19 protein-coding genes are annotated in these 22,696 nt (G+C 65.7%); 16 read left to right on the top strand and 3 right to left on the bottom strand.

Going from position 1 to position 22,696, the window contains the following annotated elements:
* Positions 1-37: 37 nt before the first annotated feature.
* From AC5Y49_RS06165 to AC5Y49_RS06120, 10 genes are read left to right on the top strand one after another with little or no spacing between them, the layout of a single operon-like run.
* Positions 38-1,786, top strand: coding sequence for an FAD-dependent monooxygenase (locus AC5Y49_RS06165; protein ID WP_499884914.1), 1,749 nt, complete (start codon positions 38-40; stop codon positions 1,784-1,786).
* Between the two features lie 5 nt (positions 1,787-1,791).
* On the top strand, positions 1,792-2,916 hold the full coding sequence (locus AC5Y49_RS06160; RefSeq protein WP_499884912.1) for a VOC family protein: 1,125 nt from the start codon (positions 1,792-1,794) through the stop codon (positions 2,914-2,916).
* Positions 2,913-3,851, top strand: coding sequence for a fumarylacetoacetate hydrolase family protein (locus AC5Y49_RS06155; protein ID WP_499884911.1), 939 nt, complete (start codon positions 2,913-2,915; stop codon positions 3,849-3,851). Before AC5Y49_RS06160 ends, AC5Y49_RS06155 begins: the two co-directional genes overlap by 4 nt.
* Positions 3,848-5,734 (top strand): acyl-CoA synthetase, encoded by a 1,887-nt coding sequence (locus AC5Y49_RS06150; RefSeq protein ID WP_499884909.1) that lies wholly within the window; start codon positions 3,848-3,850, stop codon positions 5,732-5,734. Before AC5Y49_RS06155 ends, AC5Y49_RS06150 begins: the two co-directional genes overlap by 4 nt.
* Positions 5,735-5,737: 3 nt before the next feature.
* Positions 5,738-6,499, top strand: a complete 762-nt coding sequence (locus AC5Y49_RS06145) for an EthD domain-containing protein (protein ID WP_499884907.1) — start codon at positions 5,738-5,740, stop codon at positions 6,497-6,499.
* Positions 6,496-7,770 carry an oxidoreductase gene (locus tag AC5Y49_RS06140; protein WP_499884905.1) on the top strand — a complete coding sequence of 425 codons (1,275 nt, stop codon included), beginning with the start codon at positions 6,496-6,498 and terminating at the stop codon, positions 7,768-7,770. Before AC5Y49_RS06145 ends, AC5Y49_RS06140 begins: the two co-directional genes overlap by 4 nt.
* On the top strand, positions 7,767-8,618 hold the full coding sequence (locus tag AC5Y49_RS06135) for an SDR family NAD(P)-dependent oxidoreductase (protein WP_499884902.1): 852 nt from the start codon (positions 7,767-7,769) through the stop codon (positions 8,616-8,618). Before AC5Y49_RS06140 ends, AC5Y49_RS06135 begins: the two co-directional genes overlap by 4 nt.
* The gene (locus AC5Y49_RS06130) at positions 8,615-9,424 is read left to right on the top strand and encodes an SDR family NAD(P)-dependent oxidoreductase (RefSeq protein WP_499884900.1); all 810 of its coding nucleotides are present in this window, start codon (positions 8,615-8,617) and stop codon (positions 9,422-9,424) included. The genes AC5Y49_RS06135 and AC5Y49_RS06130 overlap by 4 nt, the downstream gene beginning before the upstream one ends.
* Entirely contained in the window at positions 9,421-10,263 is an 843-nt protein-coding gene (locus tag AC5Y49_RS06125) for an SDR family NAD(P)-dependent oxidoreductase (RefSeq protein ID WP_499884898.1), read from the top strand. The genes AC5Y49_RS06130 and AC5Y49_RS06125 overlap by 4 nt, the downstream gene beginning before the upstream one ends.
* Positions 10,264-10,292: 29 nt before the next feature.
* Positions 10,293-11,108 (top strand): SDR family NAD(P)-dependent oxidoreductase, encoded by an 816-nt coding sequence (locus AC5Y49_RS06120; RefSeq protein ID WP_499884896.1) that lies wholly within the window; start codon positions 10,293-10,295, stop codon positions 11,106-11,108.
* A gap of 47 nt (positions 11,109-11,155) precedes the next feature.
* On the opposite strand, the gene dmpG is transcribed toward AC5Y49_RS06120, so the two are convergent.
* The 3 genes from dmpG to AC5Y49_RS06105 are packed head-to-tail and all read right to left on the bottom strand — an operon-like array spanning position 11,156 to position 13,757.
* Positions 11,156-12,193 (bottom strand): 4-hydroxy-2-oxovalerate aldolase, encoded by a 1,038-nt coding sequence (dmpG, locus tag AC5Y49_RS06115; protein ID WP_499884893.1) that lies wholly within the window; start codon positions 12,191-12,193, stop codon positions 11,156-11,158.
* A complete protein-coding gene (locus AC5Y49_RS06110; RefSeq protein WP_499884892.1) occupies positions 12,190-13,125 on the bottom strand; it encodes an acetaldehyde dehydrogenase (acetylating) in 936 nt (311 codons plus the stop codon). The genes dmpG and AC5Y49_RS06110 overlap by 4 nt, the downstream gene beginning before the upstream one ends.
* A complete protein-coding gene (locus AC5Y49_RS06105; protein ID WP_499884890.1) occupies positions 13,122-13,757 on the bottom strand; it encodes a TetR/AcrR family transcriptional regulator in 636 nt (211 codons plus the stop codon). Before AC5Y49_RS06105 ends, AC5Y49_RS06110 begins: the two co-directional genes overlap by 4 nt.
* A gap of 57 nt (positions 13,758-13,814) precedes the next feature.
* On the opposite strand from AC5Y49_RS06105, the gene AC5Y49_RS06100 reads away from it, so the two are divergent.
* Genes AC5Y49_RS06100 through AC5Y49_RS06075 form a run of 6 tightly spaced genes read left to right on the top strand, consistent with a single transcriptional unit; the run spans position 13,815 to position 22,608 of the window.
* Positions 13,815-15,374 carry a bifunctional 3-(3-hydroxy-phenyl)propionate/3-hydroxycinnamic acid hydroxylase gene (locus AC5Y49_RS06100; protein ID WP_499886276.1) on the top strand — a complete coding sequence of 520 codons (1,560 nt, stop codon included), beginning with the start codon at positions 13,815-13,817 and terminating at the stop codon, positions 15,372-15,374.
* Entirely contained in the window at positions 15,371-16,240 is an 870-nt protein-coding gene (locus tag AC5Y49_RS06095; RefSeq protein WP_499884889.1) for an alpha/beta fold hydrolase, read from the top strand. Before AC5Y49_RS06100 ends, AC5Y49_RS06095 begins: the two co-directional genes overlap by 4 nt.
* Positions 16,240-17,235, top strand: a complete 996-nt coding sequence (locus AC5Y49_RS06090; RefSeq protein WP_499884888.1) for a VOC family protein — start codon at positions 16,240-16,242, stop codon at positions 17,233-17,235. The genes AC5Y49_RS06095 and AC5Y49_RS06090 overlap by 1 nt, the downstream gene beginning before the upstream one ends.
* A gap of 13 nt (positions 17,236-17,248) precedes the next feature.
* Positions 17,249-18,280: an amidohydrolase family protein gene (locus AC5Y49_RS06085; RefSeq protein ID WP_499884887.1), complete on the top strand. Its 1,032-nt coding sequence runs from the start codon at positions 17,249-17,251 to the stop codon at positions 18,278-18,280.
* Between the two features lie 9 nt (positions 18,281-18,289).
* Complete coding sequence (locus AC5Y49_RS06080; protein WP_499884886.1) at positions 18,290-21,034, top strand: MMPL family transporter; 2,745 nt, start codon at positions 18,290-18,292, stop codon at positions 21,032-21,034.
* Complete coding sequence (locus AC5Y49_RS06075) at positions 21,031-22,608, top strand: YhgE/Pip family protein (protein WP_499884885.1); 1,578 nt, start codon at positions 21,031-21,033, stop codon at positions 22,606-22,608. The genes AC5Y49_RS06080 and AC5Y49_RS06075 overlap by 4 nt, the downstream gene beginning before the upstream one ends.
* Positions 22,609-22,696: the final 88 nt, after the last annotated feature.

The raw sequence follows: 22,696 nt of genomic DNA, 5'->3' as shown, positions 1-22,696 counted from the left end.
AATCGCTACAAACAGGAGGCGGGGAAGGGCAGGATCCATGAGCACGGTGACCCAAGTACCGGTGCTGATCGCGGGGGGCGGTCCGGTGGGGCTCACGCTCGCTTTGACGCTGGCCCGCCACGGCGTGGCCGCGATGCTGGCGGAGCGCAATCCTTCGACCACCACGCACCCGAAGATGGACATCACCAACGGCCGCAGCATGGAATTGTTTCGCCACCTTGGAGTGGCCGACGAGCTGCGCAAAGTCGCGGTGCCCGAGGATCATCCCTTCGACGTGTCGTGGGTGACCAACCTCAACGGATGGGAGCTGGCGCGCTTTGCCTATCCCACCGTTGCGCAGCGGCGCGCGCTTATCCGCGAGTGCGACGACGGGACGATGACGCTCGAGCCGGCGATGCGGGTGTCGCAGGCGCTGCTCGAGCCGGCCCTCAAGAACATTCTGGAAAGCCGTGCCCCACAGATCGACATTCGTTACGGCTGGGGCCTGCAGAGGTTTCAGCAGGATGACCACGGGGTCGACGCAGTGATCCACTGCTCGTCAACCGGAGAGACGCGCACGATACGGGCTGAATTCCTCGCCGGTTGCGACGGGGCGGGAAGCGTCGTGCGCAAAGGGCTGGGAATCGGTCTCGACGACATCCATCTGCGTCGTCTCGCTGTGCGTGAACTCGGCGTCCGCCGACTTGTCCCGGCAGCGATCCGGGCCTATCTCGACGAAGGCGAAACACCGATCGACGGCCGGGTCTACCTCGTCCATTTCACGTCGCCTGACCGTCAACTATTCGAGCGGTTCGGCACCACGTGGCACACCCAATCACCCGAGGGGTGGACGCTGATCTCGCAGAACGACCGCGACACCTGGACGCTGCACAGCCTTCTCGGAGCGGGCGCGGACGCCGACGCGATCGACCCGAAGCAGTTCTTGTTCGCGAAGTTGGGCATCGAGTTCGACTGCGACATAATCTGCGCCAACGAATGGCGCCCCCGACTGTCACTTGCCGACAGTTATGGGAAGGGCCGCGTCTGGCTGGCCGGCGACTCCGCCCATCAGGTCGTGCCCGCCGGCGGCTACGGCATGAACACCGGTGTGGGCGATGCCGTCGGGTTGGGTTGGGTGCTCGGCGCCATCGTGCAGGGCTGGGGTGACCACGGCCTGCTGGAAGCCTATGAAGCCGAGCGCCGCCCGGTGGCGGTACGCAACCGGACGGCGTCGGCGCGGCACACGCTGGTGCGCCTGGCGATCAAAACCGCCTACCGCAAGGTCATTCACAGCGAGCGCTGGAACGGGGAACGCGGCCGCCGGCGGATGGGTCGGGAGATCCTCGATCTGGGCAACCTCGAAAACGAGGCCGACGGAGTCGAATTCGGGTACCGATACGACCACTCTCCGGCCATCTGCCGCGAACCGGTTACGGCGCCGGCCGATCACATGCACGCCTATGCCCCGGGCACGCAGCCCGGCGCACGTCCGCCCAGCGTGTTCCTCGAGGATGGCCGGCCGATCTTCGACCTGTTCGGGCACGGCTTCACCCTGTTGCGGTTCGCCGACCTCGACGTCGACGCCTTCGCCGCCGCAGCAGCCGAACGCGGAATGCCGTTGAAGACAGTCGATATCCGCGAGGATCACGCCCGCATGTTGTACGAGCGCGATCTTGTGTTGATCCGCCCCGACCACCACGTCGCCTGGCGGGGAAACGCGGTGCCGGACCGTTCCGGCGCCATCCTCGACCGCATCCGCGGGGCCAGCTCCGGCGCGGCCTCCCGTCTTGTCGACTCCATGAGGTGACACCGATGACCAAAACCGCACACCACGACCTGCACAGCGAGCAGGGTGCCCACAAAGGCGAGCATCCTGGACGGTCGCACGACCCGGTGATCAAGGTGCACGACCTCGCCTGGCTGGAATTCGAGAAACCCGACCTGACCCGGGCGGAGGCGTTCGCGCATGCCTTCGGTTTCGCGACCGTCCTGCGCACCGACACCGAGCTGCAGCTGCGCGGCACCGACCCGGGTGCGCCATGTGTGATCATCCGCCGTGGCGCAACCACGCGCTTCCGCGGGATCGCGTTCACCGCGCAGGATGAGGCCGACCTGGTGCGGTTGGCAAAGGCGACCGGCACGCGAACTCGTCCGTTGCCCGACGCCATCGGCGGGCTGACGGTCGAGCTGGTCGATCCCACCGGCATCCCGGTGCGCGTCGTGGCCGGCACGCATCCTCTCGACGGGCTTGTCGGGCAGACGCCCCACACCTTCAACTTCGGCCACGACCTCAATCGCGTCAACGCCACCCAGCGCCCGCCGCGCATGCCCGCCAAGGTGCAGCGACTCGGCCACGTGGTGGTGCAGAGCACCAAATACGTTGCGGCGCTGAACTGGTACCTCGACAACCTCGGCATGATCGTCAGCGACTTCCTGTTCTTTCCCGGCCAGCGCGACCGCGGACCCACGATGAGCTTCATCCGCTGCGACCGCGGCTCGATACCCGCCGATCACCACACGCTGGCGATCGCGCTGGGGCCGTCGAACCGCTACGTGCATTCGGCCTACCAAGTGTGTGACCTCGACGCGGTTGCCGCCGGCGGCGAATACCTCAAAGAGCACGGCTACCAACGGTCCTGGGGCATCGGCCGCCACATCCAGGGCAGCCAAATCTTCGACTACTGGCGCGACCCCGACGACTTCCTGGTCGAGCATTTTGCCGACGGCGACATGTTCGACAACTCCCTCGAGCCCGGCTGGGCACCGTTCACCGCCTCCGGACTCGCGCAATGGGGACCACCGGCCACCAAAGACTTCCTGGGCACCAGCCCGCGACACGCCCGCGGCGAAGCCCGCTCCATGCTCACCGCCCTACGCGATGACAACGAATTCGACATCCACCGCCTCATCGGCCTACTGAAAGTTGCCAAGTCATGACCATCACTGTCCTGCGCACCTTCGATGCCTGGTGGGTCCAAACCTCAACTGGCGCAGCCCGGATCGTCACCAGCGCCGCCACCACCGCCGAGTTGCTGGCCGACCGGGCCGCCATCGAGGCCGCCACCACGGGCAGCGAAACCGTTCCCGTCGACAGCCTCGACCTGGTCTCGCCGGTGACCACACCGTGCCGGGTGGTGGCGCAGATGACCAACTACGCCTCGCACGTCAAAGACTCCGGCATGGACCCCAAGACGATCCCACTAACCTTCTTCCGCAAGTCGTCGGCCTCGGTCACCGGGCCGCTCGATGACATCGTCAAACCCGCCCACGTCCGCTTCCTGGACTACGAAGTCGAGATCGGCCTGGTCGTCAGCCGCGACATTCCCGTCGGCACAACCGTTTCCGAATCGAACTGGTCCGACGTCGTCGCCGGATTGGTGGTGACCAACGATGTGTCGGCCCGCGACATCCAGTTGCCACAGACCCAGTTCTACGAGGCCAAGTCCTACCCCACCTTCACCCCGGTCGGGCCCGCATTGGTGCTGCTCGACGCGAACGAACTGAAACGCTTCGGCGACCTTCGGCTGCGACTGCGGGTGAACGGTGAACTGCGCCAAGACATGCTGGTCGAACCCGACATGCTGTATCGGCCGGCTCAGGCGCTGCAGTCGTTGACCCGCTTCCAGGACCTGGCTGCCGGCGACCTGATCATGACCGGCACGCCCGCCGGCACCGCGCTGAGTTCCCCACCCAAGCCGATCGAGATCATCGGCTCGCTGCTGCCACCGGCGATGAAGTGGAAGGCCTTCTTCAAACGGCAATCCGGCAACCCCAAGTATCTGCACGACGGCGACGTGGTGGAGGCCGCCATCGCGACCGACGACGGCGCAGTCGACCTCGGCAGCCAGCGCAACACCGTGAGGTACGCGTGAGCGCCGACCTGCTGTGGCCGCACTACGCCGGCCCTGCCGACCTGCGTGCGATCGAGCAGATTCCGCTCGCCGAGCGCGGACTGCCCGCCTCGACCTACGAGATGCTGGTCCGCGCGGTCACCCGCTGGCCGGACCGGATCGCTGTCAGCGTGCTGCCCGACGGAGAACGCTGGCAACAGCCGGCGCAGCGGACCTTCGGTCGGCTGCTGCGAGACGTTCACAGAACCGCGAACCTGCTGCGCGGCATCGGGATACAGCGCGGCAGCGCCGTCGCTCTTATCGCTCCCAATTGCGACGAGTTGATCACCGCCACGCTGGCGGCCCAGCTCGCCGGCATCGCCGCACCCATCAACGGTGCGCTGTCCGCCGAGCACATCAGCGAACTGGTCCGACGTTCCGGTGCGCGTGTGCTGGTCGCTGCTGCACCGGAATTGGATCCGACCGGCTGGCAGATCGCCACGCGGCTGGTCGAGGCCGGCCTGGTCGATACGGTGCTGCTGCTGCGCCCGACCGGTGATGAATCACGTGGTAATGGCGCCCCGACGCTGCCGGGCGCGGCCGTCGGCTACCTCGACGTACTGGCCGAGAAGTACGACGACGCAGGATTTTCCGGGGCAGCGCCCGAAGCGGGTGATTTGGCGGCCTTGTTCCACACCGGTGGTACCACCGGCGCCCCCAAGCTGGCTGCTCACACCCATGCCAACGAGGTGACCGACGCGTGGATGGTCGCCGCCAACACGTCGCTCGACGAGGATTCAGTGGTATTCGCGGGGTTGCCACTGTTTCACGTCAACGCGCTGGTGGTGACCACGCTGGCTCCGCTGCTGCGCGGACAGCAGGTGGTGTGGGCAGGGCCGCTGGGTTACCGGGACGCGGCACTGTACGGCAACTTCTGGAAAATCGTCGAGCGCTACCGGCTTTCGACAATGAGCGCGGTCCCCACCGTGTACTCGGTGCTGGCGCAGTGCCCGGTCGACGCCGACATCGCCAGCATGCGGCTGGCCATTGTCGGTGCCTCCGCACTCCCGGACGCGGTGCGCAAGGATTTCGAATCACACACCGGCATTCCGTTGGTCGAGGGCTACGGACTGACCGAGGCGACGTGTGCCAGCGTGCGCAGCTTTCCCGACCACCCACGTCCGGGCTCGGTCGGCCAGCGCCTGCCCTACCAGCACGTCAAGGTGGTGCACATCGGCGACGACGGCAGCTGGCATGACCTGCCACGCGATACCACCGGCATCCTGGCGATCAGCGGGCCAACGGTTTTCCCCGGCTATGTCACCGACCACGACGCACGCGGCTATGTGCTGAACGGCAACGCCAAGCTGGTCGACGGCTGGCTGGACACCGGTGACCTCGCATGGGTCGACGACGACGATTTTGTGTACTTGGCTGGGCGCGCGAAAGATTTGATCATCCGCGGTGGACACAACATCGACCCCGCGATGATCGAAGATGCCTTGCTCGCCCACCGCGATGTGACCGCCGCGGCGGCGGTCGGCCGGCCTGACGTTCACGCCGGCGAGGTACCCGTCGCGTACGTGACGCTCCGTGCGGGCGCCGCCGCCGACGCTGACACGTTGCGGCGATGGGCCGGCGAACTGGTCGCCGAACCCGCCGCAGCGCCAAAGACCGTCACCGTCGTCGACACCATTCCGATGACCGCGGTCGGCAAGCCCTACAAGCTGCCGCTGCGCGCTGACGCTGCCTGCGCCGCCGTTGTCGACGCCCTGTCCGAGGTCTCGGGCATCCGCACCGTGGAGGCCGGCACCGAAGACGCCGCCACCGTCGTCACCATCGCGGTCGACCACTGTGCCGACCGCCGGCTGATCGACAACATCCTGACGCGCTATGCCCTCGACTACCGCATCACGGAGAGCTGACGGATGACCGGCCCCACTCGCACCACGTCCATGCTTTCGCCGCTGATGCTGCGAGACGACCTTTCCCGGGAGAACGCCAAAGCCTACTGGGCCGGCACTCATGCCGAGAAGGTCACGAAGCTTCCGAATTTGCTCGAATACAACCAGCGCCTCTTCTCTACCACCGACCATGGGTTCTGGCCAGCGACACCGGGCGTCGGCACCGCAATCGCGGACACCTGGCGCTTCGACGGCTGCGCGGAGATCCGTTTCCGCAGTGCGGCCGCAATGTTGGCCACAGCCCTGCACGCGCGCGAGGTCTATCTCGACGAGCAGAACGTCTTCTCCCGAGTGCTGGGACATCCCACCGGCCCCGGTGGCGGTCGCTGGTGGACCGACGGTTTCGACGACACCGTCGGCCAGCACGTCGCGGTGATGCTGCGCCGGCGACGGGGCATCCGCGGCACAGTGTTCCGGAGTTTCGTACACAATCGAATGGGACCGGCTCTGCTCAACGCAGGCGCTCGGGACTTACGGACCTACACGTTTGTGCCGTGGACCCGGCTTGCTCACACCTCACCCGGTGTCGGGCACGACAATCCTCCGCAGCACCGCTACCACGCTGCGATACTGCTCGGCGCCGACAGCCGGGCAGCCGTCGACGAACTATTGGTCACGGCCCCGATCGCCGCGCTCGTCGCCGATTTGCACGCCGTCGTCACCGCAGTGCACGCCTATAGCGTCGAACGCACAGTGCCCGTCATCCGGATGGGTTCGGGATCATGAGCGCTGAGTCAATCCGTCCGCTGCTGACACCGCTGCAGATCGGGTCTCTCACCGTCGCCGGTCGGCTGTTCAAATCGGCAACCAGCGAAACGCGGTCCAGCGACGACGGATTCGTCACCGACGAACTACTCGAGTTCTACGAGCCGATGGTGCGCGCCGCCACGCCGTTGATCGTGACCGGTAACCTCTACGTCTCGTTGCAGGGCAAGTCCACCGGCCGCCAAGCCGGCATCGACGCCGACGACAAGCAACCGGGCCTGCGTGACTGGGTGAAGCTGGCCCACGGCGGCGGAAGCCTGCTGATCGCCCAGCTGAACCATGGCGGGCGGCAAACTGTCAAGTCTTGGATTCCCGGCCAGCCGACGGTGTCGGCGTCATCGGTACGTGAACCACTGTTCGGAACCAAGCCGCGGCCATTGCACAGTGACGAAATACCTGGTGTTATCGATAGTTTCGCGACGGCTGCTCAGCGCGCCCGCGATGTCGGGTTCGACGGTGTGCAGATCCACGCCGCCCACGGATATCTGCTCAGCCAGTTTTTGACCCCGCACACCAACCGGCGCACCGATGACTACGGCGGCAGCCTCGACAACCGGATGCGGCTGCTGCGCCAGATCTGTCGGGCGATCCGTAAGCGCGTCGGTGACGACTACCCGGTGTTGCTGAAGATCAACGGCACCGACATGATGCCGCTGCGTCGCGGAGCCGCCACCGCCGACCTCGTCCGAGTCGCACAAGCCATGCAGGACGAAGGGATCGACGCCGTAGAAGTCTCGCGTGGACACTACGAATCCTGGCCCGCCACGGTTCTGGGCCGCTACCGGGGATTCGTCAGGGCGGAGGTCACCGAAGGTGCGGCCGCTGAATTGCCCCGGTATCGCCGCACGGCGATGCTCGCCCTGGCGCCGGTGATCGAACGTGTCGCAGAACGGTTGGCGCCGGGCGGCGAGGGCTTCAATCTTGCGCAGGCCGGACTATTCACCGCTGCACTCGAGATTCCGGTGATCTGCGTCGGCGGATTCCACACCACGACCGGAATGGAAGCCGCCATCGAATCTGGACGTTGCAACGCGGTGTCGGCGGCGCGGGCATTCATCGCCGATCCCTACCTCTTCCAACACATTCAGGCGCCCACGCCCGACGCCCCGGTCTGCGGATACTGCAACGGCTGCATCGCTCGCCACGGTGGACAGCCCATCGACTGCTACGTCGACGACATCCGCGCCCGCAAAAGCCAGATGTTGTGGGTTACCAGCAAGGACCCCACATGACACCGATACGCGGCGCATCGGTCGCGGTGACCGGCGGCGCCGGCGGCATCGGCCGCGCCATTGCCCAGCACTTCGCGCAGCGGGGCGCGCGGGTGGCCATCGGCGATCTCGACGTGCACGCGGCGCGCAACCTGGCCGCGGAGATCGGTGGCACAGCGATCGGCGTCGGGCTCGACGTCACCGACGAAGCGTCGTTCGCAACGTTTCTCGACGCAGCCGAAGCCGCGCACGGTCCTCTCGACGTGCTGGTCAACAATGCCGGTGTCGACTGGATGGGCCCGTTCCACACGGGCAGCGATCACGACTCGCGCCGCGAAGTCGCGGTCAACTTGCTGGGTCCGATCATCGGCTCCCGGTTGGCGCTGCAGCGCATGTTGCCGCGCCGATGCGGCCACATCGTCAACGTGGCATCCGCCGCCGGACGAATCCCGCAACCGGGAAGTTCGGTGTACACCGCCACCAAACACGGTGTCGTCGGGCTCACCGAGTGCATGGCGCTGGAGTATCGCGACAGCGGTGTGCGCTTTTCGCTTCTGCACCCTGGATACATTCCCACCGCCATGACTACCGGCACCACCCGACCATCGCGGCTGCTACCCACCGGCACTCCCGACGATTGTGCGCGCGCCGTCGTGCACGCGGTGCAGCACAACCGATTCAACGTGTTCGCGCCGGCCAGCCAGGGGATCGGCATCAGACTCGGATATTTGGTCGGCAGGCGAATCCGCGATCGCGTGCTGCTCGCCATGGGAATCGGCAAGATCGCGAGCGACCTGGATCCCGCTGCCCGCGCCCATTACTACCAACGCGCATTCACGAGCCGCTCACCTGAACAGAGATCCTCATGAGCCTGCCCGCACCATCAGCTGCCGGCACTGCCGTCGTCACCGGCGCCTCCTCCGGCATCGGAGCCGACATCGCCCGCGAACTGGCCGACCGAGGCTACGGCGTCACCCTCGTGGCCCGTCGCGAAGACCGGCTCCGCAACCTGGCCACAGAACTGTCTGACAAAGTCCGCGCCGATGTCATCGCCTGCGACGTCGCCGACCCGACACAGCGGTCCCGGCTGTTCGACGAAGTCGCCGACCGCGGCCTCGAAGTCGACATCCTGGTCAACAACGCCGGCATCGGTACCGTCGGCGCGGTCGTCGACTCCACTGTCGACGCCGAAATCGCCCAGGCCCGTGTCAACGTGGAAGCCGTCATCGACCTCACCACCCGCGCCGTACAGCAGATGGTGCCCCGCGGCCGCGGCGCGATCCTCAACGTCGGATCCGTCAGCGGCTTCATCCCCACACCGAGTCAGGCCGCCTACGCCGCCACCAAAGCCTTCACCTACCTCTACGGCGAAGGGCTCCGCGGCGAACTCGCCGGCACCGGCGTCACCATCGCCACCGTCTGCCCGGGTCCCGTGCACACCGAATTCCTCAGTGCCGCAGGCATCGACGAAACTGCGCTCGGTCTGCCGAAAGTCATGTACGTGTCCCCACGCGCGGTGGCGCGCACCGGCATCGACGCCTTGCAGAAAGACCGCGGCACCGTCATTCCTGGCTGGGCAGCCCGGCTCGTCGGGCGCGCGGCGCAGGTCGTGCCCAACCGCGTCCTTGTGGCGGTGCTCGCCAGGCAACGTCGGGGAAAGCAATTGCAAACATGAAGTCGCTTGACCGCAAGGTCGTGGTCATCACCGGGGCGGGATCGGGCATCGGCCGTGCCCTTGCCCTCAACGCCGCGAGCAACGGCGCACGCCTCGCACTGTCCGACTGGGCGGTCGAAGGCCTGGCCGATACCGCTGCTCAGATCAAGGCCAGGCACGGCATCGAGTCCCGCGCTGACAATCTCGACGTCCGCAACCGCGAGGCGATGGCGGCGTATGCCACCTCTGTCGCCGAGGAATTCGGCGTTGTCAACGTGGTCATCAACAATGCCGGGGTGGGATTTTTCGGCTTCTTCGAGGAGATGACCTACGAGCAGTTCGAGTGGATCATGGACGTCAACTTTTGGGGTGTCATCAATGGGACCAAGGAATTTCTGCCGCACCTAATCGCCTCCGGCGATGGACACCTGGTCAACATGTCGTCGGTCGATGGCCTGCTCGGTATCGCCGGCCAGTCGCAGTACTGCGCCTCCAAGTTCGCTGTCCGCGGCTTCACCGAAGCGCTGCGGCAGGAGATGCTCGTCAACCGCCACAAGGTCGCAGTAACCTGCGTGCACCCGGGCAACATCAAGACCGACATTGCCCGCAATGCCGGACTGGCAGGCCATCGCGACCAGGCGAGGCACGTCGAATTCTTCGAGAACTACATGGCACGAACCAGCGCCGGGCAAGCAGCTGACGACATCATCAACGGCATCCTCAAGAACCGGGCCCGAGTCCTCATCGGCGCCGACGCAAGAGTGCTGGACACGCTCGGCCGAATCCTCGGTCCGCACTACCAGTTCCTTCTTACAGCAGCCGTCAAGAGGATCAACGTGCGGCTTACCCGGGCTGGATGACGACAGCCACCAAACAGGAGCCTCACTGCATGAGCAACACCACCGACGGACCTGCGCCTCGCGCACCGTGGAACCGCGCGCTTGTAACCGGCGCCTCGGCTGGCATCGGTACCGCATTCGCCCGCAACCTGGCACGTCGCGGCGTCGACCTCGTCCTAGTCGCACGTGACGCGGACCGCCTGCAGGCGTTGGCCACCGAATTAACAGCCTGCTACCAGGTCGCGGTCGAGGTGTTGCCCGCCGATCTTTCGGACGCGGATTCTCTCAAAGCCGTTGAACAGCGCCTCGATACCGACCCATTCATCGATCTGCTGGTGAACAATGCGGGCATCGGCACCTTCGGTCCATTCTCGCACACCGACTTCGACGCCGAACTCCGTACGATCGCCGTTAACATACTTGCGCCACTGCGACTTACACGGCGGGCACTCGAACGCATGAAGGCGCAAGCGCGGGGAGCCATAATCACCGTCTCGTCGATGGATGGACTTCAGCCCACTCCTTACCACTCCGTGTACGGAGCGACAAAAGCCTTTGTCAACAGTCTCTGCCAATCCCTCTATGAAGAAACTCGCAACTCGCCTATCACCATCACAACCGTGATGCCAGGTTATGTGCAAACGGGATTCACGTCCCGTGCCGGCCTCGACCGCGCTCTTGAGCGCGTCCCAAAATGGCTTATCCTGCGCCCCGAGCAGGTGGCCTCAGAGGCCCTGGGCGCCGCCGCGTCGGGCAGGTCGATATCCGTCCCCGGGAAGCCGTATAAGCTGTCCGCTGCGGTCCTCAGCGTTCTGCCACACTGGATCGGACGCCGGATCTTTGCTGCACTGGCGCCGCAACGATGAGCTTCGCCGCGGCCGCGACCAAAACGTGCGACGTCTCCCGGGAGCTATCAGAAGGGCTGATCCGCTAGCTTCATTGCGCCGGTTCGCCTCTCGGCGGCGAAGTCAAGTGCGATGTCGACAAGCATGTCCTCCTGCCCACCGACCATACCGCGCCGGCCGGCCTCTTCGAGCAGGGTCCGCGCGTCGACGCCGTAGCGGTCGGCGGCGGCTTCGGCGTGACGCAGGAAGCTCGAGTACACCCCGGCATACCCGAGAGTCAGCGTTTCCCGATCCACCCGCACCGGGCGCCCCTGCAACGGTCGCACGATGTCATCGGCGGCGTCCTCTAGGGCGTACAAGTCGCAGCCATGCTCCCAGCCGAGCTTGGCCGCCGCGGCGATGAACACCTCGAGCGGGGCGTTGCCGGCGCCGGCGCCCATGCCCGTCAAAGACGCGTCGACCCGGTGGGCGCCGTGTTCGACCGCGACAATCGAGTTAGCCACGCCCAGCGACAGGTTGTGGTGGGCGTGGATCCCGATTTCCGTTGTGGGCAGTAAGCTTTGGCGCAGAGCGTCGACGCGGTCGGCGACATCGTCCATGGTCATGGCGCCACCGGAGTCAACGACATAAACACAGGTGGCGCCGTAGCCTTCCATGAGCTTGGCCTGCCCGGCCAGCGCGGCAGGCGTGGTCAGGTGGCTCATCATGAGGAAGCCGACCGTGTCCATGCCGAGTTCGCGGGCGGCTGCGATGTGCATGGCGCAGATGTCGGCTTCGGTGCAGTGGGTGGCCACCCGCACGACGGTGGCCCCGGCACGGTGGGCGTCCTTGAGGTTGCGCACGCTGCCGATGCCCGGCAGTACCAGGGTGGCGACCCTGGCACGGCGCACGACTCCCGCCACGGCTTCGATCCACTCCAGGTCGGTGTGGGCGCCGAAACCGTAGATGCAGCTGGATCCGCCCAGCCCGTCACCGTGGGCAACTTCGATGGAATCAACACCGGCGGCATCAAGCGCCGCGGCGATCGTGGTGGCCTGCTCGATGGTGTATTGATGTCGCACGGCATGCATGCCGTCGCGCAACGTGACGTCGCTGACATAGATCATGAGGTCGCTCCGGCGATGCGCTCGGCGGTCGCCTTGGCGGCCGAGGTCATGATGTCGAGGTTGCCGGCATAGGCGGGCAGATAGTCTGCGGCGCCGGCGACTTCGAGCAGCACGGTGATGCGGGTGCCGGTGAACTTGCCGGCTTCCGGGATGTAGAGCGGATTGTTGACGCTGAACGTTTCGAACTGGACACGCTGCCTGAGCCGGTAACCTGGCACATAATCTTTGACCCGCTCGACCATGGCCAGTACATCCGCCTCGATCCGCTCATGATCGGCGTGCCCGTCGACCAGGCAGTACACCGTGTTGCGCATCAGGATCGGCGGGTCGGCGGGGTTGAGGATCATCACCGCCTTACCGCGCTGCGCTTTTCCGACGAGCTGTAGTGCAGCAGTGGTGGTTTCGGTGAACTCGTCGATGTTGGCGCGGGTGCCCGGGCCGGCCGACCGCGATGAGATCGACGACACGATTTCGGCGTAGGACACGATCCCCGACTGTGCGACGGCGGCGACAATCGGCACGGTGGCCTGCCCGCCGCAGGTGACCATGTTCAAGTTCGGCGCGTCGAGGTGGTCGTCGAGATTGACCACCGGCACGCAGTACGGCCCGATCGAGGCGGGGGTGAGGTCCAGTATCCGCACGCCGGCGCCGGCCAGTTTGGGCCAATTGGCCCGGTGCGCTCCGGCGGAGGTGGCGTCGAAAACGAGTCTGATGTCGTCGAATTGAGACATGGTCAGCAGGCCGTCGACACCGCGGGCGGTGACCGGCACCCCCATGCGCGCCGCGCGGCCAAGCCCGTCGGAACTGGGGTCGATGCCCACCATGGCGGCTACCGTGAGCGGACCGTCGCTGCCCAGAATCTTCATCATCAGGTCGGTGCCGATGTTGCCCGACCCGATGATGGCCACCGGCCATTTACCTTGTGACGTCATGGTTTCGCCTTTTCGTCGATCAGCCGACGAGCGGCGGCGAGCACGGCCCGCGCGTGCAACTCGAACAAGGCCAGTAGGTCCACCGTGTCGCCGCCGACCTCCTTGGCGATGAACAGCCCGTCCGCCCCGGCCAGCGCGTAGCTGGCGAGTTGGTTCACGTCGGCGTCGCTGAGCTCGGGCGTGAGCTCCCGAATGGTCTGGGTCAGTTGGTAGAAAGCCTGAGCCCGAGTTTGCAAAAACATTGCCCTGGCACGGGCTTCGACGGGCCGGCGCTCCAGAGCCAACATCAGCCCCAGTCGGATGAAGTCGGGCGATTCCAGTAGTGCCTTGGCGACTTGCACCGCCATGCCCACCGCACGGTCTTCCGCTGCGCCCACCTCGGGGACCTGCCAAGCGGAGAGCCACCTGTCGAAACTGCGCTCGATCACGGCCGCGATCAGGTCGTCCTTGTCCTTGAAATGCCAGTAGATGGAGCTGGCCGGCAGCCCGCATTTCGCGCTGACCAGCGCGATGCTGGTGCCCTCGTAGCCGCGTTCTGCGGCGATCTCGGTGGCGGCGTCGAGGATCCGTTCGCGCGACAGCTCGCCGTCGGCGCGCTTTCGGCGCGGCTTGGGCTGTTGCTTCTGCGCCATCTCCCGCTCCATGGGTTTGGGTATTGACTCCGTAGTGATCGCTACATTACCGTAGTGATCACTACAGCACAAGCTCAACGAGGCGGCAGACCTGTGACCACCCCCGATATCTACGACGTAGCGGTGATCGGCTACGGACCGACCGGCGCCACGGCCGCAAACCTGTTAGGCCGCCTGGGCCTGAAAGTCCTTGTGGTCGAGCGTGATCCGGATATTTACGGCCGCGCCAGGGCGATCTCCACCGACGAGGAAGTGATGCGGATCTGGCAATCCGTCGGCCTGTCCGAGCGCCTGCAGCAAGACATGCTGCCTGACCGGCCGGTGGCCTTCGTCGACGCCGCCGGCGTGCCTTTCATCGAAACCACCATCACCTCACGCGGGTCGGGCCATCCACCGCAGCAGTTCTTGTATCAGCCGGCCGTCGACCGTGTCCTGCGTGAGGGCGTCCAGCGCTTTGCCGACGTCGACGTCCTCCTGGAACACGAATGTCTACGTGTGCTGCCGAAGGGCGACGACGTCGAGCTCATGCTGGCCGACTTGCGCACCGACACCTTCAAGCGGTTGCGAGCGTCGTATGTGATCGCCGCGGACGGCGGGTCGTCACCGACTCGCGGTCAGCTCGGTGTCGGTTATTCGGGCCGCACCTATGCCGAGCGATGGGTGGTCATCGACACCAAGGTCCTCGAGGAGTGGGATGCCCACGATCGGTTGCGGTTCCACGCCAACCCCGCCCGGCCGACGGTCGACTGCCCGACCCCGCTCGGCCACCACCGGTGGGAGTACCCGGCGCACGCGGGTGAGGATGACAAGGAGCTGCTGAGTGAAGCGGCGATTTGGAAGGTCCTCGGCGATCAGGGCGTCACTCCGCAACACGTCAAGATCCTGCGCGCGGTGATCTACAGCCACCACGTCCGCGTCGCCGACCGGTGGCGGGCGGGACGGGTCTTTCTGGCCGGCGACGCCGCGCACGCCATGCCGCCATGGATCGGGCAGGGAATGTCGGCAGGCGTTCGCGACGCGGCCAACCTGTGCTGGAAGCTGGCCGCTGTCGTCAGAGGACAAGCACCGGACTCGTTGCTGGATTCCTACCAGGCCGAACGCAAACCGCACGTCACCGAGGTCGCCCGCCGCGCATGCTTCGTCGGCCGGATCATCACCGAGCGCAACCAGGCCATCGCCAGCGTCCGTAATCACGTGATGCGGACCCTGTCGCGCGTGCCCGGTTTGGAGGCCGGCGTGCAGAAGCTGACCTGGATTCCCGATGCGCGCTACACCGACGGCTTCTTCGCCGCCGGCAGGCACCGCGCGGTCGGCTGGCAGATCCCCCAACCCTGGGTGACCGACGCCAAGGGCGAAAACGTCCGCCTCGACGACGTTCTCGGCGGGCGCTGGGCGGTATTGCACATCGGCGCACCGCCGCCCGGCATGCACACTTGGACCGAACTGGGAGTGCCGGCACTCCGGATCGACGAGCCCAGCCTCGTCCGCTGGCTACAGCGCAAGAAAGCCACGGCCGTGGTGCTGCGGCCGGACGGATTCATCTATACCGCAGCCAAACCCGGGCAGCCCCTGGCGCCACCACCGAGGCTCCGCATCGATACCGGAGTCTCCGCATGACGACAGCGAACCCGATCGAACACACCGTCACCATCGCCGGAAAGCCGATCTTCCTCACCGAAACCGGCAGCGGCCCAGCGGTGGTCATGCTCCACGGCGGCGGACCCGGCGCCACCGGCGTGTCCAACTACTCGCGCAACATCGATGCGCTTGCGCAGCAGTTCCGGGTGATCGTGCCCGACATGCCCGGCTACGGCCGCTCGGTCAAAGGCGTCGACCAAGGCGATCCGTTCGGCTACCTCGCCGACATGATCCGCGGCGTGCTCGACGAACTCGGCATCGACACCGCACATCTCGTCGGTAACTCCTACGGCGGCGCGGCAGCCTTACGACTGGCCCTCGACACTCCGCATCGGGTCGGAAAACTGGTGCTGATGGGCCCCGGCGGTATCGGCACCACCCGCGCTCTCCCTACGGCCGGGCTGAACAGCCTGCTGTCGTACTACGGCGGCGACGGCCCCAGCCGCGACAAGCTGGAAACCTTCATCCGCAACCACCTTGTGTACGACGGCGCTTCGGTCCCGGATGACTTGATCGAGCTGCGGTATCAGGCCTCTATCGATCCAGAGGTGGTCTCGAACCCGCCGCTGCGCCGACCGTCCGGCCCGACCGCGCTGCGCACGCTGTGGCGCATGGATCTGACCCGCGACCGCCGGCTCAAACACCTGGCCACGCCAACCCTGGTGCTGTGGGGCCGCGACGACAGGGTCAACCGGCCCGCCGGCGGGCCGATGCTGCTCGACCTGATGCCCAATGCGGAACTGGTGATGACCTCGCACACCGGCCACTGGATGCAATGGGAACGCGCCGAACTGTTCAACCGGCTCGTCAATGAATTCCTCAGCACACCCTCGGTTTTCGGCTAATGGACATCTTCGGCAACGTGCACCTCGGCTACATCGTCGTCGAAACCGACAGGTTCGCCGACTGGCGCCGCTTCGGCCAAGACGCCATCGGGATGCATCTGGACGACACTTTGCCCGATGTCATGCGGTTTCGGCTCGACGACAACGAATGCCGCTTCCTACTGCAACGCGGACCGGCCGAGGATGTCACCGCCCTGGGATGGCAACTCGACGACCACCGCTCCTTCGACGAAATCATCACCCGGGTCACCAGGCATGGTGTTCCCATCACCGAGGGCACCGCAGAAGAGGCCGCGCTGCGGGGCGTCGAGCGCCTCGTGCGGTTCCCCGGACCCAACGGGTTGGTACAAGAAGTTTTCACCCGGGCCCGAACCAGCGATACACCGTTGGCCATGCAGGTCGGCGGGTTCATCACCGGCGACGGCGGCATTGGCCATGTCGCGGTGACGTCAAAGAAGCCGCAGCAGCTGCGCGGCTACTACAACACCGTGTTCGACGCCCGCCTGTCCGACTACATCGACGAAACCATTAGCGGCGTCAAGCTCAAGATCCGATTCCTACGAGTCAACCAACGCCACCATTCGGTGGCGATAGCCGCAGTGAACCGGCTGCCCGTAAACCCGGTCCGTACCCGCGTCCAGCACCTCAACATCCAGGTCGCCGACCTCGACGACATGACCGCCTCCTATCAACGGGTCAAGGAGCTCGGATTCCCCATGGCACTGGCCGTCGGTCAGCACACCAATGACCGCGAACTGTCGTACTACGCCATCACGCCATCGGGTTTCGAATGGGAAGTCGGCTGGAACCCCGTCGTGGTCGACGAAACGACCTGGGAGCCCACGACATATCAAGGAATCAGCATCTGGGGTCACCGACCCGAAGCGCAAACCATCATCGACAAGCTTGCCCAATTCAAGACGGCAGCCGCCTCGCTGCTGCGCCGCGAAGACACCATCCCCGCGCTGTCGGGCGCAGGGATCGCCGACACCTAGGGAAAAGACAATCATGCTTCGCATCGACACCCATCATCACCTGATCCCACCCGACTATCGAAAAGCCCTGCAGAAAGCCGGGATCGACGAAGCCGGCGGACGCGCGCTACCCAAGTGGAGTCCCGACGCGTCGCTGCAGACCATGGCCGAAATGGGCATCGGTACCGCCATCCTATCGGTGTCCACCCCCGGCACCACTTTCCTACCCGACCCCGCCGGCGCGGCCGCGCTGGCGCGTGATCTCAACGACTACACCGCCGAACTGGTCACAGCGCAGCCGGACCGGTTCGGATTCTTCGCCACCGTGCCAATGCCGCATATCGATGCCGCTGTAGTGGAAGCGGTCCGCGCACTCGACGAACTGGGCGCCGACGGCGTCGTACTGTTGGCCAACAACGCCGGCGTGTATGTGGGGCAGCACGGTCAGGATGCGCTGTTCGAAGCTCTCGACCAGCGCTCCGCCGTGGTGTTCATCCATCCAGCCGAGCTGCCCGGCCCCATCGTGCCCGGCCTCGCGCCGTTCGCGGCCGACTTCCTGCTCGACACCACCCGGGCCGCTTACTTACTGGTGCGCAATGAAATTCGGGCCCGCTACCCGAACATTCGGTTCATCCTCAGCCACGCCGGCGGCTTCGTGCCCTACGCCAGTCACCGGATGGCCCTGGCCATCACCGCCGACACCGGCCGCAGCTGGGCCGATGTTCTCGACGACTTCTCCAGCTTCTACTTCGACACCGCGCTGTCCTCCAGTGCCGCCGCTTTGCCCACGCTGCTGGCCTTCGCCAAACCCGGCCACATCACCTTCGGCTCCGACTGGCCGTTCGCCCCCGTCGCCGCCGGAAAGCTCTTCGCGGCCGGCCTGGAAATCTATCCGTGCGGCGACGACACCCGTAGCGCTATCGAACACCACAACGCGCTGGCACTGTTTCCGCGCCTCGGTTCGGCCCCGGCGCAACCAATTGGACAGTCGCGGGCTCAGCGGCTACGTCATTCCCTGGGCCGCCGCGCCATGCGAGTCATCGCGCGGATGACGAGCAGCAGCTAGGAGACTTCGGTGTCATCTGTTCTGTATCGGTTGGGCCGGCTTGCCGCGCAGCGGCGACGATTGGTGCTGGTCCTGTGGCTTGTCGTTCTCGCCTTGGCCGGCGGCGGCGCGCTGTTGAACAAAGGCACCGATGACACTTTCGAAATTCCCGGCACCGAGTCGCAGGAGGCACTCGACTATCTAGGCAGGGTGTTTCCGGATGTCAGCGGTTCGTCGGCGCAGCTGGTTATCGTCGCACCCCCGGGACAAGACGTCACCCGGCTCGCCGCGAAGCCGACCGCCGACGCGGTGGCGGCGATCGAGAAGCTCGACCAAGTCGCCGCGGTGATAAACCCGTTCGACCCCAACGCCGCCGGCCAACCCGCGGTTGGCCCCCGTCCGCGGGTAGCGGGTGCGGTGTCCGGCGACCATCGAGCCGCGATCGTCACGGCGCAGCTCACCGTGACACTCGCCGACGTGAAGCCGAATACCAAGAATCAGCTCACCAGTATCGGAAGAGATCTCGCCGCGGCGATCGGACACGAAGCGACGGTAAGTGTCGGCGGGCCGGCCTTTTCCAACCCCGTGCCCAAACTGAGCTCCACCGAGGGGATCGGTCTGCTGATCGCGTTTTGCGTGCTGTTGCTGGTGTTCCGCTCCCTGATCGCGGCCGGCATGCCGCTACTGACCGCGATCCTGGGCGTGGGCATCTCAGTCGCACTCGTCTATACGGCCACGCTCCTGACGCCGGTCTCCTCGACCGCCGTGATGCTGGCGGTAATGCTGGGACTGGCCGTGGGAATCGACTACGCGCTATTTTTGCTGTCACGCCACCGCGCCCAGCTTGCCGAAGGCCTCGACGTCGAAGAGTCCGTCGCGCAGGCCACCGCCACCGCCGGATCCGCGGTGATCTTCGCCGGCCTCACGGTCGTGATCGCGTTGCTGGGGCTGGCCGTGGCGGGCATTCCGTTCTTGACCACGATGGGTCTGGCCGCAGCGGTGGCGGTGGTCATCGCGGTGGCCATCGCGGTGACCTTGATTCCGGCGCTGATAGCCTTCGCCGGAGAACGACTGCGGCCGAAGGCCATTAAGCGCCAGCACAGCAAAGCTACCGAACGTGCGTTGGTGAGCCGCTTCTGGGTACGACTTGCCACCCGAGTCCCCGTGCTGACCGTCGTGGTGCTCGTCGCCGGCCTCGCATTGTGCGCGCTTCCGGTTGTCGATCTGCGACTTGCGTTGCCCGACAACGGGACCGAAGAGGAGGGTACGCCCGCTCGGGACACCTACGAGGTGGTGAGTAACCACTTCGGGGCCGGCTACAACGGCCCGCTCATCGTAACGGCCGACATCATCACGAGCACCGACCCCGTGGGCGTCATGAACAAGATCGCCGACGAGATCAGCCGAATCCCCGGTGTGGCCAGTGTCCCGCTGGCGACGCCAAATCCGAAGGCCGACACCGGCATCATCCAAGTCGTGCCCGCCACCGCGCCCGACTCGGCGCAGACAGATGATCTGGTGAAGGCGCTTCGCGGCCAGCGGGAGCATTTCAAAAGCACCTACGGAGTGGAAACTGCCGTCACCGGCATTACCGCGGTGGGCATCGACGTCTCGACACAACTCGGTGCCGCCCTGTTACCGTTCGCGATCCTTGTCGTCGGGATTTCCCTGGTCCTTCTGGCGATGGTGTTCCGCTCGATCTGGGTGCCGGTCAAGGCCACCGCCGGATATCTGCTCTCGGTGGGCGCCGCATTCGGGGCGACCTCCTTCGTATTCCAGCAAGGCCACTTGTCGGGCGCATTGGGCGTTACCCATACCGGCAGCGTGGTCAGCTTTCTGCCGATCATTTTGATGGGTGTGCTGTTTGGCCTCGCCATGGATTACGAGGTTTTCCTGGTGTCTCGAATCCGGGAAAGCTATGTGCACCAAGGCGATCCGCACCAGGCCATCGAGTCCGGGTTCGTCTCGGCGTCTCGTGTGGTGGTCGCGGCGGCGGTGATCATGTTCGCGGTGTTCGCCGCATTCGTACCGGAGGGCAGCGCCGTGATCAAGCCGATTGCCTTCAGCCTGGCCATCGGTGTGTTCGTGGACGCGTTTCTGGTGCGCATGACGCTGGTTCCGGCGGTGTTGGCGCTGCTCGGGCGTCGTGCGTGGGGTCTGCCCGGTTGGCTGGATCGCCGGCTGCCCATCTTCGATGCGGAGGGCGACGGGCTCATGCACGAGTTGCGCCTTGCCGATTGGCCGTCGCCGGACTCCGATGACGCAATCAATGCCCACGGGCTGTGCCGCGAGGACGACCGTGGGCATGTTGTCTACTCGGGCGTGAATCTCAGGGTGGGCAAAGGGCAAATCCTGGTGATACATGGCCATGGTCCTGCCGGCAAGAGTGCGTTGCTGTTCACGCTGGCCGGCCGGGTCCGTCGCATCGAGGGCGACCTGAAAGTTCTCGGTCAGGTGCTGCCCCAGCACATTGGCACCGTGCGCCGAAAAGTCGCGGTGATCTCGTGCCAGGAAACGTCGGATGCAGCCGCCGAGGTGGAGGCCGCGCTGGCCTGCGACATCGAGCTGATCCTGCTCGACGATATCGATGTGATAGTGCGCAGCAGCACCAGAAGCATGCTGCGCCAATGCTTCTCCAACCAGAAGACGGGCTCGGGCAGACCGGCCACTTTTGTGGTCACCTGCCAGGATCCTGCCTTGATCGGCGACCTGCTGCCCTTGTCCTCGGCAAGCATGTTGCAGTTGACCTCTGAACTAGTCGAGGTGTCACGATGATCAGACCCTTCGCCAACTCGGCGCGCTCGGTGGCGTCCGGCCCGCTCACCTGGCGTACCTGGACCGGCCTGGTCGTGCTGCCCATCCTGGTGATGAGCCTGTTTCTTTGGGCATTTTGGTCACCGGCCACAAACCACGGAGCGGCGAGAGCGGCCGTGGTCAACAACGATCATCCGGTCGTCGTTGACGGCAAGACCATTCCGCTCGGCCGGGAACTCGCCGGCAACCTCACGCACAGCGATGCCGCATACTCCTGGGTGCTCACCGATGCGGACGACGCCAGAGACGGGGTCGCCCGCGGCGACTACGGGGCCGTCGTCACCATCCCGGAAAACTTCTCCGCCAAGGCCACCTCCTCGGCCGGCACGAACCCTTGGGAAGCCGGGCAGGCTGAGCTACGCGTGCAAACCTCGAACGCGACCGGTGTCGCAGACCCATTGATAAGCAACCAGATTGCCCAAGTAGTGCTGCGCACGCTCAACCAACAGATTGTGCGGACCTACCTGGAGAACGTGTACCTGTCTTTCTCCACTATCCACGACCAACTGGGCCGGGCGGCCGATGGTGCCGCACAGCTCGCCACCGGTGCCGACGAGCTCAAGGCCGGTGCCGGACAACTGTCCTCGGGTACCGGACAGCTCGCCGACGGGCTTGGTAACGCGCAAAGGCAGGTATCGGCGGTCACCGCCCCGTTGCAACACCTGCCTGCACCGCCACCAGCACCCTTGGCCGGAGCAGCAAGCCAGATCCAACAGGTCGCGTCGGGACTCGAGGCCGCGGCCAGCGGGGCCAACCAGGTCAATGACGGTGCCCACCAGCTTGAGGGCGGAATCGGCGAGCTCTCCGACGGCGCGCACCAACTCGCCACCCAGCTGGCAAACGGACGCGACAACGTGCCCGCTTACAACCCGGCGGAGCGCGAGCGCCTGAAAAACGTCGCCGCAACCCCGGCTGTCGCCATCACCGACAACACCAACGTCGGCGCCGCCGTTGCCGCAGTTGCGACCACGCTGGCGCTATGGGCTTGCGCGTTGGGCACATACGTGATCACCAGGGCCGTGCCGGCGGCCGTGCTCACCTCCCGCGAACACACCTGGCTGATCGTGGCCCGCGCCGTCTGTCCGGGCGCAACCGTGGCAGTGCTCGCCGCCTTCGTGCTCAGCATCATCCTGATCCCGATTCTGGATATCGCAGTAGTGCGGTGGTTCGAGTTGCTCGGCGTTACTCTGCTGACTGCGCTGACGTTCATTGCGCTCAACCAGGCCGCCACCGCAATCTTCAAACGACCCGGCCGGTTCGCATCGATCGCGGTGCTCGTCATAGCCCTAGTCACCAGCCTGATGTCCACGATCCCGTCGGCGCTGCACACAATCGGCGGCTACCTGCCGACACATCCGGCCATCCTTGCGCTGCGCGGCGTCATCATCGGCTCAGACGTCGCCGCGACCGGCGTCGCACAACTGGCGGTATGGCTGGTCGCTGCCGGGCTGGCGACAGTCCTCGTCACCGAGCAACGACGTGTCCTGAGCAGCAAGCAATTACGACTCGGATCGGTTCTCTCCCCCGCCACCTAGGTGCTGGCGAGCAGACGTGCTCCGCTGAAGTTATCCACAGCCCGACTTCGAGCGCGCGAATGTGTCGGACATCCGACCTAGCATGCGG

It is taken from the genome of Mycobacterium sp. NGS62 (genome assembly GCF_059812285.1).
Note: the sequence above shows the minus strand (reverse complement) of the source record. Positions and strands in the feature narration are given on the sequence as shown.

What these genes read in the sequence shown, in the direction of transcription:
- AC5Y49_RS06165 (WP_499884914.1), top strand. Translation starts at nt 38, where the DNA reads ATGAGCACGGTGACCCAAGTACCGGTGCTGATCGCGGGGGGCGGTCCG.
- AC5Y49_RS06160 (WP_499884912.1), top strand. Translation starts at nt 1,792, where the DNA reads ATGACCAAAACCGCACACCACGACCTGCACAGCGAGCAGGGTGCCCAC.
- AC5Y49_RS06155 (WP_499884911.1), top strand. Translation starts at nt 2,913, where the DNA reads ATGACCATCACTGTCCTGCGCACCTTCGATGCCTGGTGGGTCCAAACC.
- AC5Y49_RS06145 (WP_499884907.1), top strand. Translation starts at nt 5,738, where the DNA reads ATGACCGGCCCCACTCGCACCACGTCCATGCTTTCGCCGCTGATGCTG.
- AC5Y49_RS06140 (WP_499884905.1), top strand. Translation starts at nt 6,496, where the DNA reads ATGAGCGCTGAGTCAATCCGTCCGCTGCTGACACCGCTGCAGATCGGG.
- AC5Y49_RS06135 (WP_499884902.1), top strand. Translation starts at nt 7,767, where the DNA reads ATGACACCGATACGCGGCGCATCGGTCGCGGTGACCGGCGGCGCCGGC.
- AC5Y49_RS06130 (WP_499884900.1), top strand. Translation starts at nt 8,615, where the DNA reads ATGAGCCTGCCCGCACCATCAGCTGCCGGCACTGCCGTCGTCACCGGC.
- AC5Y49_RS06125 (WP_499884898.1), top strand. Translation starts at nt 9,421, where the DNA reads ATGAAGTCGCTTGACCGCAAGGTCGTGGTCATCACCGGGGCGGGATCG.
- AC5Y49_RS06120 (WP_499884896.1), top strand. Translation starts at nt 10,293, where the DNA reads ATGAGCAACACCACCGACGGACCTGCGCCTCGCGCACCGTGGAACCGC.
- dmpG (WP_499884893.1), bottom strand. Translation starts at nt 12,193, where the DNA reads ATGATCTATGTCAGCGACGTCACGTTGCGCGACGGCATGCATGCCGTG.
- AC5Y49_RS06110 (WP_499884892.1), bottom strand. Translation starts at nt 13,125, where the DNA reads ATGACGTCACAAGGTAAATGGCCGGTGGCCATCATCGGGTCGGGCAAC.
- AC5Y49_RS06105 (WP_499884890.1), bottom strand. Translation starts at nt 13,757, where the DNA reads ATGGCGCAGAAGCAACAGCCCAAGCCGCGCCGAAAGCGCGCCGACGGC.
- AC5Y49_RS06095 (WP_499884889.1), top strand. Translation starts at nt 15,371, where the DNA reads ATGACGACAGCGAACCCGATCGAACACACCGTCACCATCGCCGGAAAG.
- AC5Y49_RS06090 (WP_499884888.1), top strand. Translation starts at nt 16,240, where the DNA reads ATGGACATCTTCGGCAACGTGCACCTCGGCTACATCGTCGTCGAAACC.
- AC5Y49_RS06085 (WP_499884887.1), top strand. Translation starts at nt 17,249, where the DNA reads ATGCTTCGCATCGACACCCATCATCACCTGATCCCACCCGACTATCGA.
- AC5Y49_RS06075 (WP_499884885.1), top strand. Translation starts at nt 21,031, where the DNA reads ATGATCAGACCCTTCGCCAACTCGGCGCGCTCGGTGGCGTCCGGCCCG.